This is a genomic window from Micromonospora sp. NPDC007230, from assembly GCF_042869115.1.
Classification (GTDB): domain Bacteria; phylum Actinomycetota; class Actinomycetes; order Mycobacteriales; family Micromonosporaceae; genus Micromonospora.
The window spans coordinates 276468-291343 of sequence record NZ_JBIAFE010000007.1; the positions used below are offsets into that span (position 1 = coordinate 276468).

The following is a 14876-nucleotide window of genomic DNA, read 5'->3' on the forward strand; positions in this document are numbered from 1 at the left end:
CCGGCGTCCAGCGGCCGGCGTCCGGCGGCGAGCCGCACGGGCGCGCGAACGGCGTCGCGCCCCCGGGGTGGTCCCCGGGGGCGCGGCAGCGGACAGCCGGCCGTCAGTTCGCCCGGATCAGCTGACCCACCAGGCCGTGCTGCTCGTCGTCCGGCCCCGAGCTGAACCAGAGGGTTCCCTCGCCGCCGGTCTGCTCGGTCCCGGGCAGCAGCGCCCAGAGACCGTCGATCGTGATGACGTCGCCGTCGTCGTCCCGCAGCAGGCCCTCGAACTCGTTCCCGTCAAACACGTTGATCTTGCCGTCGCCGAAGTTGCCCACCAGCAGGTCACCGGCGAACCGGCCGAAGCTCTTCGGCGCGATGGCCATGCCCCACGGCGCGTTGAGCGTCCCCCTGCTGGCGACCCGGCACACGCGCCGACCGAAGTCGGTGAAGAGGTCCACGAAGCCGAGCCCCTCACCGGGCACGTCGTCGTGGGCCGCCGCGTCCTGCTTGGCGTAGCTGACGTAGACCGCCTCCCCGACCGCGAACACGTTGAACGGCGCGAAGCCTTCCGGCAGGTCCCGGTCCTGAAACCGGCGGTCCGAAAGGTCGACCTTGTCGAAGTCCTCGTCGAACACGTCGATCCGCGCGTTGTGGAAGTCGGCGGCGAGCAGGAAGTTGCCGGAGTCCGTATGCAGCAGGGTCGCTCCCTTGTAGACCGCACCCTCCTCCCCGTGCGCGACGGCGACTCCATTGGCGCCCGCCTTCTGGTTCCACGCGATGACGTCGCCGCTCTCGGTGACGAAGATGAACCTGGCGGGCGCATTGCCACCCCCGTCCGGCACCGCGAAGCCGTCCGTGTCGTTGAACACGGCGCCGGTCGGCCCACCGGGCACGCTGACCGTGATGTTGACCTTGTTGACGGGCGCGCCGTCCACCCCGCCGCTGTAGACGGTGGCCGTGTCGGTGCCGTTGTTGGCCACCCACAACGGCGTGTCCGGCCCCAGGGCCAGGCCCCAGGTGTTGACCGCGTTCGGATCCACGAGCGGTGGTCTTCGGGAATCCTGCTTCAACGCCTGGTCCGAGACCTGGTTGAGCACGTCGAACTCGGGCGTCCGGTGCCTCTCATGGCCGCCGTCGTGGGCCCACGCCGGGCTACCGACGGCGGTGGCCGCGGCCACCGCCCCGGCGGTCACCAGCCGCGCCATCCTCGTCGCCATGCTGCTCCTCTCGATCGAGTGACAGGACCAGCGCCCGCGAGAAGGGTCGGGTGACGCCGCAGGCGCAGGCGTGGGCGTCAATCGGCTCGGCCCGTGGGAAATTCGTGGAGCCCTCGGCGGTACCGAGTCTCGGACGCCCATAGCGACCCTTCCACGCCGATCGGGAGCTGATCGCCAGTTTGGCGAAAGATTGTCACATTCCACCCGATAGGGGCAGCGTCGGCTGTTCGGCTGCCACCGGCCCGCCGGATAGCCTTTCCCGCATGTCCCGGCCCACCTGCATCTCGCTGACCACCGACTACGGTCTCCTTGACGGGTTCGTGGCGGCGTGCCACGGGGTCCTCGCCCGACTCGCCCCGGCCGCCCGGGTGATCGATGTGACCCACCTGGTGCCACCGGCGGACGTCCGCCGGGGCGCGGTGGTGCTGGCGCAGACCGTGCCGTACCTGCCCGAGGGGGTGCACGTGGCGGTGGTCGACCCGGGCGTCGGCACCGCACGTCGGGCGATCGGCCTGGCCACCCCGAACGGGCTGCTCGTCGGGCCGGACAACGGCCTGCTGCTCGACGCCGCCGCGGCGCTCGGCGGAATCGCCGCCGCGGTCGAACTGACCAACCCGGCGTGGCTCGCTCCCGCGGTCTCCCGCACCTTCCACGGCCGGGACGTCTTCGCGCCGGTCGCCGCCCGCCTCGCGCTCGGCGCACCGCTCGCCGAGGCCGGCCCGGCGCTGGACCCGGCGACGCTGGTCCGGCTGCCCGCACCGGTGCTCCACCGCACCGCCGACGGGTTCGCCGCCGAGGTGCTCACCGTCGACCACTTCGGCAACGTCCAGCTCGCCGCCCCGGCCGACCTCCTCGACGGGCTGCCGGACCGGGTCCGGGTGACCGGCCGGGCCGACCGACCACGCCAGCTCGGCGCGCCTGACGCCGCGCCGCGACGACAGCCTCAGCTCGGCGCGTCTGACGCCGCCCCGCGACCTGAGGCCGTCGCCGAGGCCGTCACGGGAGCCCTCGCGGTGCGCGGGCGCACCTTCGCCGACGCCCCGGTCGGGGAGCTGGTGGTGTACCCGGACTCCGCCGGCCTGCTCGCCGTCGCGGTCAACACGGGCCGGGCGGTGGACCGGCTCGGCGTACGCCCCGGGGACGTGGTGACGGTGACCCGCGGCTGAGCCCCGGTCCGGGCCGGTGCGGGCCCGGGCGGGGCGAGGGAGGATGGGGAGGTGCCCGAAGGTGACACCGTCTGGAACACCGCCCGCGTCCTCCAGCGCGCCCTGGCCGGCACCCGGCTCACCGGCTCCGACTTCCGGGTGCCGCAGCTCGCCGCAACCGACCTGACCGGCTGGACCGTCCGGGAGTCGGCCAGCCGGGGCAAGCATCTGCTGCTCCGGCTCACCGCTCCCGACGGGCACCCCGAGGGCGGGCGGGACTGGACCCTGCACTCGCACCTGCGAATGGACGGCGCCTGGCGGGCGTACGCCCCGGGCGAGCGGTGGGCGGCCCGGCCGGGGCACCTGATCCGGGCGGTGCTCCGCTCCCCCGGCGCGGTCGCCGTCGGCTACCACCTGCACGAGCTGGCGCTCATCCCGACCGCGGCGGAGGAGTCGCTGGTCGGCCACCTGGGGCCGGACCTGCTCGGCCCGGACTGGGACCCCGACGAGGCGGTCCGCCGGCTGGTCGCCCACCCGGACGAGAGCATCGGCGAGGCGCTGCTGGACCAGCGCAACCTGGCCGGGGTGGGCAACCTCTACAAGTGTGAGGTGCTCTTCCTGCGCGGGGTCTCGCCGTGGACCCCGGTCGGGGCGGTGCCCGACCTGGCCGGCACGGTCGCCCTCGCGCAGCGGTTGCTCGCCGCGAATCGGGGTCGCTGGACGCAGAGCACCACCGGCTCGCTGCACCGGGGGCAGACCAGCTACGTGTACGGCCGGCGGGCCCAGCCCTGCCGGCGCTGCGGCGCCGCCATCCGCAAGGCGGAGCAGGGCGAGCGGGTCACCTACTGGTGCCCGGCCTGCCAGCCGGACCGACCCTGACCTCCGCGCCACGGCCCGGAGGGTTGGGCTCGGAACCGGCGGGTCGAGATCCGTTTCGACCGGTGACGCCGACGGCCGACCCGTGGAACTTCCACGAACCGGCAAGATCGCCCGAGATTGGGACGATTGGGTACTTCCCTCACCGGCTTCGGCGTCGCATGCTGCGGTTGACTGCTCACCCATCGTCAGCAGCGCGTACGTCCCGCCACGCCGCGGTGGCGGCGGGCGCGCCCCGATCCCGGGGAGAGCCATGGCCCTGTTCCGCAGATTCCGGCCGGGCTGGGCGGACCGTGCCGTCCGGGCCGTCGAGGACAATACGCCGACCGTGCCCGCCGCCCGGCTCGCCGAGGAGGAGACCGGGCCGGCGCCGGCCAGCCTCGACCCGGCCGCCGTGCCCCGCTGCTTCGGCCCGGTGCCGAACTTCGCCGGCAGCCCGCTGCCGACCCTCGACCAGGCCGGCCGGCCGGTACCCGGAACGGGCATCCGCAAGTTCGTCGACGCGCTGCCGCTGCCCGCGTTCGACAACTCCAGCTCGGCGCGTATGACGCCGCGCAGCGATCTGAAGCCGTCGCTGGAGCCGTCGCCGGCCACCGCCGGGCTGGACGCCCGGCTGCCGGTGGCGGTGCCGGACACCATCAGCTGGCCCGGCTGCGACTACTACGAGATCGGGCTCCAGGAGTACGCGCAACGCCTGCACCGCGACCTGCCCGCCACCCGGCTGCGCGGCTATCGCCAGCTCAACCTGGGCACCGACCCGTCCGGGCACAACACGGTCAGCCCGCCGGACCGGCCCTGGCACCTCGGGCCGCTGATCCTGGCCCGCCGCGGCCGGCCGGTGCGGATCAAGTTCATCAACCAGCTCCCGACCGGGCGGGCCGGCGAGCTCTTCCTGCCGGTCGACGAGACCGTCGACGGGGCCGGGACCGGGCCGCGGGACGGGCCGGCGCCGTACCCGCAGAACCGGGCGGTGCCGCACCTGGCCGGCGCGCAGACGGCCTGGATCAGCGCGGGCAACCCGTGGCAGTGGGTCACCCCGGCCGGCGAGATCACCCCGTACCCGACCGGGGTGGGGGTCGTCCCGGTGCCGGACATGCCGCCCCCGGGCGCCGGGGCCACCACGCTCTACTTCCCGAACGAGCAGAGCGGGCGGCTGATGTGGCTGCACGACAACACGCTCGGCCTGTCCCGGCTCACCGTCTACTCCGGGCAGCTCGCCCCCTACCTGCTCACCGATCCGGCCGAGGAGCGGCTGGTCGACGAGGGGGTGCTCCCCGCCGAGCAGCTGCCGCTGGTGATCCAGGACAAGACGTTCGTACCGGACGACGCGCAGCTCGCCGACCAGGACCCGACCTGGGACCGGGACCGTTGGGGCGCCAAGGGCAGCCTCTGGCACCCGCACGTCTACCAGCCACGGCAGAACCCCTACCGCCGCACCGGCAGCAACCCCACCGGCCGCTGGGACTACGGGCCGTGGACACACGACCCGGACGGCGGCGGCAGCCCGTGGGTCGCCCCGGTGCCGAACCCGCACCACGACCCGGTCGCCGAACCGGAGGAACCGCCGCTGGCACCGGGCGTGCCGCACCCGTCGGCCGTCCCCGAGGCGTACGGGGACACCCCGCTGGTGAACGGGGTGGCCTACCCGTACCTGGTGGTGGCGCCGCGGGCGTACCGGTTCCGGATCCTCAACGCCTGCGCGGACCGCAGCCTCCACCTCCAGCTCTACCGGGCGTGCTCGGACGAGCCGATGTGGACCGAGGACGGCGACCTGGCCGAGCCGGAGGCCGGGGAGGTGCCGATGGTCGAGGCGGTCCACGCGGCCGGGCGGCCGGCGTACTGGCCCACCGACGGGCGCGACGGTGGGGTGCCCGACCCGCGCGCCGCCGGCCCGGACCTGATCCAGGTCGGCAACGAGTGCGGCCTGCTGCCCGCCCCGGTGGTGCTGGTGAACCGGCCGATCGGCTACCGCTACGACCGCCAGGATCCGACCGTGCTCAACGTGGACGGGCACACCCTGCTGCTCGCCCCCGGCGAGCGGGCCGACGTGGTGGTGGACTTCTCCGCCGTCCCCCCGGGCAGCACCCTGATCCTCTACAACGACTGCCCGGCCCCGCTGCCCCGGTTCGACCCCCGGTACGACCACCACACCGACGCCCCGGACCGCACCGCGACCGGCGGCCTCCCCGCAGCCCAGCCCGGCTACGGGCCGAACACCCGGACCCTGCTCCAGTTCCGGGTGGCGGGCACCCCGGCGCCACCGTACGACCTGGCCCGGCTGGCCGCCCGCCTGCCCGGTGCCTACGCGGAGAGCCAGCAGCCGCCGATCGTGCCGCAGCCGGCGTACGACGCCGCCTTCGGCACGCTGACGCCTCGGGAAACGCTGGTGCCGGCACGCACCACCTCGGTGACCTTCACCCCGGTGGGCGCGGTCACCCCGGTGACCCTGCCGTTGGCGGTGAAGTCGGTCGGGCAGGTGTTCGAGCCCCGGCACGGCCGGGCGGTGGGGCGGCTCGGCGTGGGCCACCCGCACGCCGGCCCGCTGGCCCCGGCCACCCTGCCGCTCGGGCCGGTCGACCCGGCCACCGAGGTGCTGTACGCGACCGACCCCACCGTGCCGGTGGGCGCCCCGGCCGACGGCACCCAGTTGTGGCGGATCGTCGGGGACGCCCTGGGTACCCAGCCACTGCACGTCGAGGGCTGCGACCTGCAACTGGTCAACCGGGTCGGCTGGGACGGCACGCTGCGCCCGCCCGACCCCAACGAGCTGGGCTGGAAGGAGACCGTCCGGGTCAACCCCCGGGAGGACGTGATCGTGGCGCTGCGCCCGGTCCTGCCCGGCCTGCCGTTCAAGATCGGCGACAGCGTACGGCTGCTCGACCCCACCCGGCCGGCCGGCGTCCGGCTCGACGGCAGCCCGGTCAGTCCGATCGACGGGCGGCCCGCCACCGTGGTCAACCAGCTGGTCAACCTGGGCTGGGAGTATCGCTGGCAGACCCGGTCGGCGGGGCTGCGCGACCAGGGCATGAGCCGGCCCCTGGTGGTGCGGGTCGCCCCCAAGGCGCCGACCGGGCTGACCGCCACCCCGGCGCCCGGGTCGGCCACCGTGCTGCCGGCCATCGCGCTCGCCTGGACGGGCAACGGCAGCCGCCCGCCGGCCACCAGTCACCTGCTGCAGCGGGCCACCGACCCCACGTTCACCGCCGGGCTCACCGAGATCACCGTGGCGGCCACCGCCACCCGGTACACCGACGCGACGGTGACGCCCGGGGTCACCTACCACTACCGGATCCGGGCGGAGAACGCGGTCAGCTGCTCGGCCTGGTCGAACAGCGTCCCGGCGTCGGTGCAGCTCACCTCGCCGGCGAAGCTGACCGCGGCGGTGCCGCCGGCCGCACCGCTGCGGGTCGCGCTGCGCTGGGCCAACCGCTCCTTCGCCACGGGGGTGGACGTGCAGCGGGCCACCAACCCGACGTTCACCAGCGGGCCGGGCACCACCGCCATCGCGGTCGGCGACGCTCACCTCGACGCGGCGGTCGCCCCGGACACCACGTACTACTACCGGGTACGCACCACCTACCTGGGTGCCGCCTCACCCTGGTCCACGGTGGCGACGGTGACCACCCCGCCCCGGCCCGGAGTGCCGACCGGGGTGTGCGCCACCGCGACCGCACCCGCCCCGGACACCGCCACGGTGATCCTGAGCTGGTCCGCCAGCACGCCCACCGGGCCCGGGTCCGGATTCGTGGTGCAGCGCGCGATCGACCCCGGATTCACCCGCGAACTGTCCGCCTTCAGCGTCACCGGCCGGGGGTTCACCAACACCGGGCTGGCCCGCGGCGTCACCTACCACTACCGGATCAGGTCCTTCAACGTCGTCGGCACGTCCGCCTGGACCGGCCCCATCCCCATCACCACCCCAGACTGACCACTCCGCTGCGTTGATCAAGAGGTTTACGTCAGGAATTCGCGGTCCGGACGCAAACTTCTTGATCAACACGGGTCGGTCAGGGGGTGCGGAGTGGGGGGTGGGCGGTGCGGAGTTCGGCCAGGGCCGAGGCCACGCCGTGCAGCAGGTCGGTCGCCTCCGTGAGGCGGGCGGCGGCCGGGTGCTCGGTGCTGGGCCGGGCGTCCTCGGCGACGTAGCCGGCGGCGGCCACCACCAGCCGCTCGTACGCGGAGACCCCGCTCTCGAGCTGGGCGGCCAGGGTGCCGTGCGCCTCGGCGAGCGACCCGTGGGCCTCGGCCGGGGCGAGCTTGAGGGCCCGTTCCACGCTGGCCACCCGGTTGGCCAGGTCGCGCAGGGAGCGGTCGGCCTCGGCGGCCTCCTGGACCGCCGGCTCGGCCAGCCCGGTCAGCCGCCCGGTCATCCCGGCCAGGGTCAGTGCCGCCCGGTCCAGCCGGGCCCACGCCCTGGCCGCGGAGGTGCCGCGCAGCGCCAGGCGGGAGCGGACCCGGCGTACCTCGGACAGGACGCCCGGGCCGACGGGCAGCCGCTCGACGGCGGCGACCAGCCGGGCGCGGGAGCGGGCGGCGGCCTCGGCCGGGTCGAGGGCCGGCGGTGCCGGCGCGGCGGCCAGCGCGCGGAGGTCGGCCCAGCGCCAGGCGGCGACGGCGATGGCGCTTCCCGCGGCACCGGCCCAGACGGCGTCCGGCAGCCCGATCCCGGCGTACGGGGTCAGCACCGCCGCCGCGCCGCCGAGCCCGCCGGCCAGGACGCTCCACCGCCGGGCGGAGCGCCGCAACCGGCGCAGCCGGCGGAAGTGTCGGTTCCGCTCGTCGGCCATCGGTCTCCCCCGCCTCTCAGCCGGTGGTGCTCTCCCCGGCGCCGTGCTCGCGGCTCATGCTGGCCCGGATCTGGTCCAGCCGGGCGGCGGCGGCCGGGTCGGCGGCGGGCGCGGCCGCCGGCTGCCCGACCGCCGGGGACTCCTGCCGGCCGGTGAGCCGCTCGCCGGCCATGCTCGACCGGATCTGCTCCAGTCTCGCCGTCCCGGCGGAGTCGAGCGTGGCCTTCTGGATCTCCAGCATCCGACCCTCGACGGAGTTGCCGGCCAGCTCGGCCCGGCCCATCGCGGTGGCGTACCGGCGCTCGATCCGGTCGCGGACCTCGTCCAGGGAGGGGGTGGTGCCGGGCGCCGTGAGCGCGGACATGGACTCCAGCGAGCGGGCCACGCTCTCCTGCATCTTGGCCTGCTCGAGCTGGCTGAGCAGCTTGGTCCGCTCGGCCAGCTTCTGCTGGAGGATCATCGAGTTGTTCTCGACCGCCTTGCGGGCCTGCGCGGCCGCGCCGAGCGCCTGGTCGTGCAGCGTCTTGAGGTCCTCGGCGGCCTGCTCGGCGGAGACCAACTGGGTGGCGAGCAGCTGCGCGGACTGCTCGTACCGCCCCGCCTCGGCCTCGTCGCCCCGGGCCCGGGCCTGGTCGGCCAGGACCAGGGCCTGCCGGGCGTTGGCCTGGAACTGCTCGACCTCGGACATCTGCCGGGACAGCTTCATCTCGAGCTGGCGCTGGTTGCCGATCACCGCGGCCGCCTGCTGGACCAGCGCCTGGTGCTGCCGCTGGGCCTCCTCGATGGCCTGCTGGATCTGCACCTTCGGGTCGGCGTGCTCGTCGATCTTCGAGCCGAAGAGCGCCATCAGGTATTTCCAACCCTTGACGAACGGGTTCGCCATCTCCGCGTTGTCCCCTCAGTAGCGTCGCGCCGCCTCCCCGGCCGGGCGGGTCGACCGGCGGGCCGCGCGGTGAGCCTCCATCGTCCCAGTCCGACGCCAGCGCGGCACCCGTACGACCCTGATCAACAGTACGCGGCGTCCGCCATCGGCGGCCATGGCGCGACGGAGCGGATCAGGCGGCGCAGACGACGTCCCGGTCCGCGGGGCGGACCCGGGTGCTGCGCAGCGTCGCCTTGAGCGGCGAGTCCTGGCGGACCTGGACGGCGACCGACCCGTCGGAGGCGACCTGGCGGACGCTCCGGTTGGTCGCCTTGCGGACGGCGGGCGGGGCGACCGGGGTCGACTCGACCGGCTCGCCGGCCACCGGCACCAGCACGCCCGGCAGCTGCTCGGCCAGGGCGACCGTGTCGCTGACCTCGCGGAGCAGCTCGGACAGGCGGGCGCCGAGCGCGTCGCAGATCGCGGCCAGCAGCTCGCTGGAGGCTTCCTTCTGGCCGCGTTCGATCTCGGAGAGGTAACCGAGGCTCACGTTGGCGGCGGAGGAGACCTCGCGGAGGGTGCGGTGCTGCCCCTGCCGGCGCGCCCGCAGTGCGTCACCGATCACCCGGCGTAGCAGGACCATCGCACCTCCCCCTGACGGGACCACCATCTCCGGCCGGTCGTACCGCGCCGGACGCGGTGGACCGCCCCGGCGCCGACGTCGTCCGTCGGAGCCTTCCCGCAACCGTACCCGTTAGCCGCCCCGGCGACATCCCGCCCCGCCCCTTCAATCGCCGACCCCGCCGCGCGGGCCGGTCGGGCGGCCCTCGGCCGGGCGGTGGGCGTCCGGCTCACCGACGACCCACCCCGGCCCGGTCGGCGGCCTCCGCCGGACCGGCATCGGCGGCCTCGGCCGCCCGCTCGCTGGCGGCGTGCAGCCGGTCGGCGAGCAATCGCAGCGCCTCGATCACCGCGGCCGACCGGATGTGCGCACGGCCCCCGTCGAGGTCGAGCTGGCGTACCTGGGCGCCGCCGGGCCCGGCGACCGCTACGTACACCAGGCCGACCGGCTTGCCGTCCTGCGGTTCCGGCCCGGCCACCCCGGTCGTGGCCAGCCCCCAGTCGGCACCGCAGCGGCGCCGCCCGCCCTCGGCGAGCGCCACGGCCACGTCCGGATCGACCGGTCCCCGCTCCGCCAGCAGGTCCTCGGGTACGCCCGCCAGCTGCGCCTTCAGCTCGGTGGCGTAGACCACCAGCCCGCCCCGGTACGTCCCGCTCACCCCGGCGATCTCCACGATCGAGGCGGAGAGCAGGCCGCCGGTGAGGGACTCGACGGTGGCCAACGTCTCGTGCCGCTCCGACAGGCTGTGCACCACCCCGGCCGCCGGACTGCCGACGGGGCGTTCCCCCCGCGCATCCCGATCATCCATGCCCCAGTCCCTTCCCCTCCCCACCTCGGCCTACTCATCCTCCCCACCGATCCGTCGATCACGGAGTCATCGCCATGACACGCCCGTCCCGGGGGGCAACGAACTCATGATCGCCGACCCTGGCGAGGGGTGGGGCGGGCGCGGTCAGGGGATGGGGCGGCGGCGGAGGCGGAGGGCCTGGGCGATGTAGTCGAAGCCGGTCAGCACGGTGACGACGACCGCGGCACCCATGATCCACGGGCCGACGACGGCCAGCGGCTCCGGCATCGGCCAGAGGTACCAGGTGATGGCGAGGATCTGGAGCGCCGTCTTGATCTTGCCGCCCCGACTGGCCGCGATCACCCCGCGCCGGATCACCCAGAAGCGCAGCGCGGTGATGCCCAACTCCCGGACCAGGATCACCACGGTGACCCACCAGGGCAGCCTGTCGTACCAGGAGAGCAGCACGAGGGCGGCGCCGGTGAGCGCCTTGTCGGCGATCGGGTCGGCGACCTTGCCGAGCGAGGTCACCAGCGCGAACCGACGAGCGATCCAGCCGTCCACGAGGTCCGTCGCCGAGGCGACCACGAAGATCAGGCAGGCCGCCATCCGCCAACCCGCGTCCGTGAAGTCGGAGGCGACCACCGAGGCGGCGAAGACCGGCACCAGCATCAGCCGCACCGCGGTCAGCACGTTCGCCGCGTTGAGCAGGGGCACCCGACCCACGGTCGGGTCCGCCCCGGTCATCGCCGTGCCCCGCTCCGCCCGCCGTGGCGTACCTGGCACCGCACCACGTGGCTCCCCCGCTCCGTCCGGGCCCGTCGTCACCGTGCCGCGCCGGGCGCCGCCGAGATCATCTCATCCGGTACGGCGATCAGGTCGACGCCCTCGGTCGCGGTGACCGTGGCCCGGACCAGGTCGCCGGGGCGCAGCGCGGCCAGGTCGACCCCGCCGCCCACCGGCGCGACCAGGGTGGTCGAGCCGTCCACCTCGGGCGCCTGGTGCGCCGCCCGCCCCTCGACCACACCGTCGGCGACCGAGTCGACCAGCACCTCGACCGTCGAGCCGAGCCGCTCCTCGGCCCGCTGCGAGCAGAGCTCGTCGGCGAGCGCGCTGAGCTTGTCGTACCGCCGCTTGACGGTGGCGGCGGAGACCTTGCCGGGCAGGCCGGCGGCCTCGGTGCCGTCCTCGTCGCTGTAGTCGAACACGCCGATCGCGTCGAGCCGCGCGTCGGTCAGGAACCGGACCAGCTCGGCCACGTCCTGCCGGGTCTCGCCCGGGAAACCGACGATGAAGTTGCTCCGGGCGCCCGCCTCCGGGGCGAGCGCGCGGGCCGAGGCCAGCAGTTCCAGGAAGCGGTCGGTGGACCCGAAACGGCGCATCCGGCGCAGCACCGGCTCGCTGGAGTGCTGGAACGACAGGTCGAAGTACGGCGCCACGCCGGGCGTGGTGGCGATCACCTCGACCAGGCCGGGCCGGGTCTCGGCGGGCTGGAGGTAGCTGGCCCGCACCCGGACGATCCCGTCGATCGCGGCGAGCTGCGGCAGCAGCTTCTCCAACGCCCGGGGGTCGCCCAGGTCCTTGCCGTACGAGGTGGAGTTCTCGCTGACCAGCACCAGCTCCCGGACGCCGGTCTTGGCCAGCCACTCCGCCTCGGCGAGCAGCTCGTCAGGGGTACGCGAGACGAACGCGCCGCGGAACGCCGGAATGGCGCAGAACGCGCAGCGGCGGTCGCAGCCGCTGGCCAGCTTGAGCGAGGCAACCGGCCCGCTGTCGAGCCGGTGCCGCAGCACCTGCCGGAGGTGGGCCGGAGTGTGCTCGTCGGTCGCCGTGAGAGCCCGGGTCGGGGTGCCGTGGCCGGGCAGCGACACCGCCGCGTCGCGCCGCTTGACCGGGGTGAGCGGCAGCAGCTCCCGCCGGTCGCGAGGGGTGTGCGCGTCCAGCGCCTCGCCGGCCACGACCGCGTTCAACCGGGCGGAGATCTCCGGGTAGTCGTCGAAGCTGAGCACCGCCTGCGCCTCGGGCAGGCTGTCGGCCAGCTCGCGGCCGTACCGCTCGGCCATGCACCCGGCGGCCACCACCTTGGCGCCGGTGTCGGCGGCGGCGAGCAGCGTCTGGATCGAGTCCTGCTTGGCCTTCTCCACGAAGCCGCAGGTGTTGACGACCACCACGTCGGCGCCCTCGCCGTCGGTGGTCACCTGCCAGCCGTCGGCGTGCAGCCGCGCGGCCAACTCCTCCGAGTCGACCTCGTTACGGGCGCAGCCCAGGGTCAGCAGGGCGACGCGACGGCTGTTGGCAGGGGAGGTGGCAGACACCATCCGAGGGTACCGGGCCGGGTCGGGGGCCCCGCGACGGCGGGCCGTCGGGATCAGCCGCCTCGCCCCCGGCCGCCCGGACGTCAGCGGGCCGCCGCGCCGACCCGGGCCAGGCGGTCGAGCAGGAAGACCTCCGTGCCGGCCAGGCCGGTGGAGCAGAAGACCGAGATCTGGTCCGCGCCGGTCCGGCCCGGGACCGCCCCCGCCAGCACCGCGCCCAGGTCGCGCAGCCGGCCGGCGTACGGCTCGACGGCGGTGAGCATCGGCGGGACGTACGCGGCGGCCTGCGCCGGCGAGTCGGTGACCAGCAGGTCGGCGGCGTCCAGCAGGTCGGTGCCGAACTCGTGCCGGTTGACCTGCTTGAAGCCGACCGTGTTGACGTGGGTGCCCGGGGCGAGGTCGCGGGCGTCGAGCACCGGCGTGGTGCTGGTGGTGGCGAGCACCACCACGTCCCGGTCGCGGACCGCTTCGGCGGCGGAGGCGACCGCGTGGGCCGGCACGCCCAGCTCGGCCCGGACCCGGGCGGCGAACGCCTCGCGCCGGGCCGCCGAGCGGCTGTGCACGGTCACCTCGCGCAGCGGACGAACCGCGGCGGTGGCCCAGACCTGGGTCCACGCCTGGCGGCCGGAGCCGATCACCCCGACCGTGGCCGCGTCGGGGCGGGCCAGGGCGGCCACGGCCACCCCGCCCAGCCCACCCGTGCGCCGGGAGCCCAGCTCGTCGCCGACGGCGATCGCCCGCACCGCCCCGGTCCGCGCGTCGTGCAGCACGACCAACTGCCCGCTCTCCGCGTGGCCGAAGGTGTCGTACGAGCGGAAGCCGTACCACTCGCCGGTGAGGTGACCTGCGGTGAGCACCATCCGGCCGCCGCCCAGCGGGGCGGACGCCCGGGGCGGGGCGATCAGCCGGCCCTCGTACGCGGCCAGCAGGGCGTCCCGCATGGCGGCGACGGTGAGCGGCGCGTCCACCGCGGCGGCGACGTCCTCGTCGGAGAAGAGCAGGGCCATGGGAACATGGTGCAACCTGAAGTTAACTTGAGATCCACCGACGGTGGGCTATGTCACCACATCGGCCGGTGGCCGGCGCCGGTGCTACGGTCGGCTGCGGCGGCCCTGCGCCGCCCCGGACGAGTGGTGGCGTACCCGGTAAGGCCAAGACGCCCCGTGACCGCCCCCGTCCCGGTCCCGGTGGCCGGGCTCGCTCGTCAGAGGTGATCTCATGGCTTGGATCGTGCTGGTGCTCTCCGGAATCCTGGAGACCGTCTGGGCGATCGCCCTCGACCGCAGTGCCGGCTTCAGCCGCCCCCTCCCGTCGTTCGTCTTCGGCGTCTCGCTGGTGGCGAGCATGGCCGGCCTGGCGTACGCCCTGCGCGACATCCCGGTCGGCACCGGCTACGCGGTCTGGGTGGGGATCGGGGCGGTGGGCACCGCACTGGTCGGCATGCTGGCGCTGCACGAGCCGGCCACCCTGCCCCGGATCGGCTGCCTGCTGCTGGTGGTCGCCGGCGTGGTCGGCCTCAAGCTCTTCCACTGAGCGGCCCGGAAACGGTGCCGGCGTCCGGTTTGGTGGCCGGCCGGTAGGGGGTAGTCATCCGTCACCTCACCCGAGGGACCGATCTGACGGAGGACACCATGGCTGACATGCCCGCCACCGCCCGCCCGCGCAGCAGTGCGGCGCGCGTCTGCACCATTCTCGCGTTCGTCTTCGCGGTCATCGCGATCTTCTTCCTGCCGCCGCTGTTCGGCCTGGTCGGGCTGATCCTCGGCATCGTCGGCGCGGTCCTGGGCGACAAGCCGCTCGGCTGGTACGCCGCCGCTGCCAGTGTGGTCGGCGCGGTGCTCGGCATGATCATCGGCTACGCGATCCTGAACTCCTGAGCCTTCGTAGACGCTGAGGGCCCGCCGGCTGGCCGGCGGGCCCTCGCGCGTGCCGGCTGCCGCCGGCAGACGAGACGCCGCCAGGGGCGCCGGCGGCATGGCGGAAAGTCAGGCTGGGACCCGCCCGCTCCTCACCATGTGCAACATCGCCTCCCGTCACCCATGGTGACGGTCGTTCGGGAGCCCGGCACTGCCGAAGCGCCGCCTTTGCTCTGCAGCCATATCCGCAGCACCCGCTTGAGCTGGTTCTTTCCGTCAGCAGCCCACGCCACGCTCACGCCGGGGCGGCCACGAACCGTTACCGTTGCGTCGATGGCTGCAGAGCAAAGGCAGCAGCGGGGTACGGTCGGACCGGCCGGCTCGGACACCGGGAGTGACGACGGTTCGGTCCACCACAGACGCTC

At 74.6% G+C, this 14876-nt stretch carries 13 protein-coding genes and 1 riboswitch; of the genes, 5 read left to right on the top strand and 8 right to left on the bottom strand.

The features are described 5' to 3' along the window. Positions 1 to 103: 103 nt before the first annotated feature. The gene (locus tag ACFYML_RS13165; protein ID WP_387420772.1) at positions 104 to 1201 is read right to left on the bottom strand and encodes a TIGR03118 family protein; all 1098 of its coding nucleotides are present in this window, start codon (positions 1199 to 1201) and stop codon (positions 104 to 106) included. A 263-nt stretch (positions 1202 to 1464) separates the two neighbouring features. On the opposite strand from ACFYML_RS13165, the gene ACFYML_RS13170 reads away from it, so the two are divergent. The 3 genes from ACFYML_RS13170 to ACFYML_RS13180 all read left to right on the top strand — a co-directional run bounded on the left by ACFYML_RS13170 (position 1465) and on the right by ACFYML_RS13180 (position 7150). Next, entirely contained in the window at positions 1465 to 2367 is a 903-nt protein-coding gene (locus ACFYML_RS13170; RefSeq protein ID WP_387420773.1) for an S-adenosyl-l-methionine hydroxide adenosyltransferase family protein, read from the top strand. A gap of 51 nt (positions 2368 to 2418) precedes the next feature. Next, entirely contained in the window at positions 2419 to 3225 is an 807-nt protein-coding gene (locus ACFYML_RS13175; RefSeq protein WP_387420774.1) for a DNA-formamidopyrimidine glycosylase family protein, read from the top strand. Between the two features lie 250 nt (positions 3226 to 3475). Then, positions 3476 to 7150 carry a hypothetical protein gene (locus tag ACFYML_RS13180; protein ID WP_387420777.1) on the top strand — a complete coding sequence of 1225 codons (3675 nt, stop codon included), beginning with the start codon at positions 3476 to 3478 and terminating at the stop codon, positions 7148 to 7150. Between the two features lie 79 nt (positions 7151 to 7229). Here ACFYML_RS13180 and ACFYML_RS13185 read toward each other — a convergent pair whose 3' ends face one another. From ACFYML_RS13185 to ACFYML_RS13215, 7 genes are all read right to left on the bottom strand, one after another. Then, the gene (locus ACFYML_RS13185; RefSeq protein WP_387420779.1) at positions 7230 to 8009 is read right to left on the bottom strand and encodes a hypothetical protein; all 780 of its coding nucleotides are present in this window, start codon (positions 8007 to 8009) and stop codon (positions 7230 to 7232) included. 16 nt (positions 8010 to 8025) lie between these two features. Further along, positions 8026 to 8892 carry a PspA/IM30 family protein gene (locus ACFYML_RS13190; RefSeq protein ID WP_357433495.1) on the bottom strand — a complete coding sequence of 289 codons (867 nt, stop codon included), beginning with the start codon at positions 8890 to 8892 and terminating at the stop codon, positions 8026 to 8028. A gap of 172 nt (positions 8893 to 9064) precedes the next feature. Further along, on the bottom strand, positions 9065 to 9514 hold the full coding sequence (locus ACFYML_RS13195; RefSeq protein ID WP_387420780.1) for a helix-turn-helix domain-containing protein: 450 nt from the start codon (positions 9512 to 9514) through the stop codon (positions 9065 to 9067). Positions 9515 to 9722: 208 nt separating this feature from the next. Continuing rightward, complete coding sequence (locus ACFYML_RS13200; RefSeq protein WP_387420781.1) at positions 9723 to 10301, bottom strand: CinA family protein; 579 nt, start codon at positions 10299 to 10301, stop codon at positions 9723 to 9725. Between the two features lie 144 nt (positions 10302 to 10445). After that, entirely contained in the window at positions 10446 to 11027 is a 582-nt protein-coding gene (gene pgsA, locus ACFYML_RS13205) for a CDP-diacylglycerol--glycerol-3-phosphate 3-phosphatidyltransferase (RefSeq protein ID WP_387420822.1), read from the bottom strand. Between the two features lie 77 nt (positions 11028 to 11104). Beyond that, positions 11105 to 12598 carry a 30S ribosomal protein S12 methylthiotransferase RimO gene (gene rimO / locus ACFYML_RS13210; RefSeq protein WP_387420782.1) on the bottom strand — a complete coding sequence of 498 codons (1494 nt, stop codon included), beginning with the start codon at positions 12596 to 12598 and terminating at the stop codon, positions 11105 to 11107. 80 nt (positions 12599 to 12678) lie between these two features. Next, positions 12679 to 13602 carry an ornithine cyclodeaminase family protein gene (locus ACFYML_RS13215; protein ID WP_387420784.1) on the bottom strand — a complete coding sequence of 308 codons (924 nt, stop codon included), beginning with the start codon at positions 13600 to 13602 and terminating at the stop codon, positions 12679 to 12681. A gap of 92 nt (positions 13603 to 13694) precedes the next feature. Next, a riboswitch (guanidine-III (ykkC-III) riboswitch) is annotated at positions 13695 to 13761 on the top strand. Positions 13762 to 13813: 52 nt separating this feature from the next. Between ACFYML_RS13215 and ACFYML_RS13220 the strand changes: the two genes are divergently transcribed. Then, positions 13814 to 14128 (top strand): DMT family transporter, encoded by a 315-nt coding sequence (locus ACFYML_RS13220; protein ID WP_387281312.1) that lies wholly within the window; start codon positions 13814 to 13816, stop codon positions 14126 to 14128. A 98-nt stretch (positions 14129 to 14226) separates the two neighbouring features. Then, positions 14227 to 14472, top strand: a complete 246-nt coding sequence (locus tag ACFYML_RS13225; RefSeq protein ID WP_073832723.1) for a hypothetical protein — start codon at positions 14227 to 14229, stop codon at positions 14470 to 14472. Positions 14473 to 14876: the final 404 nt, after the last annotated feature.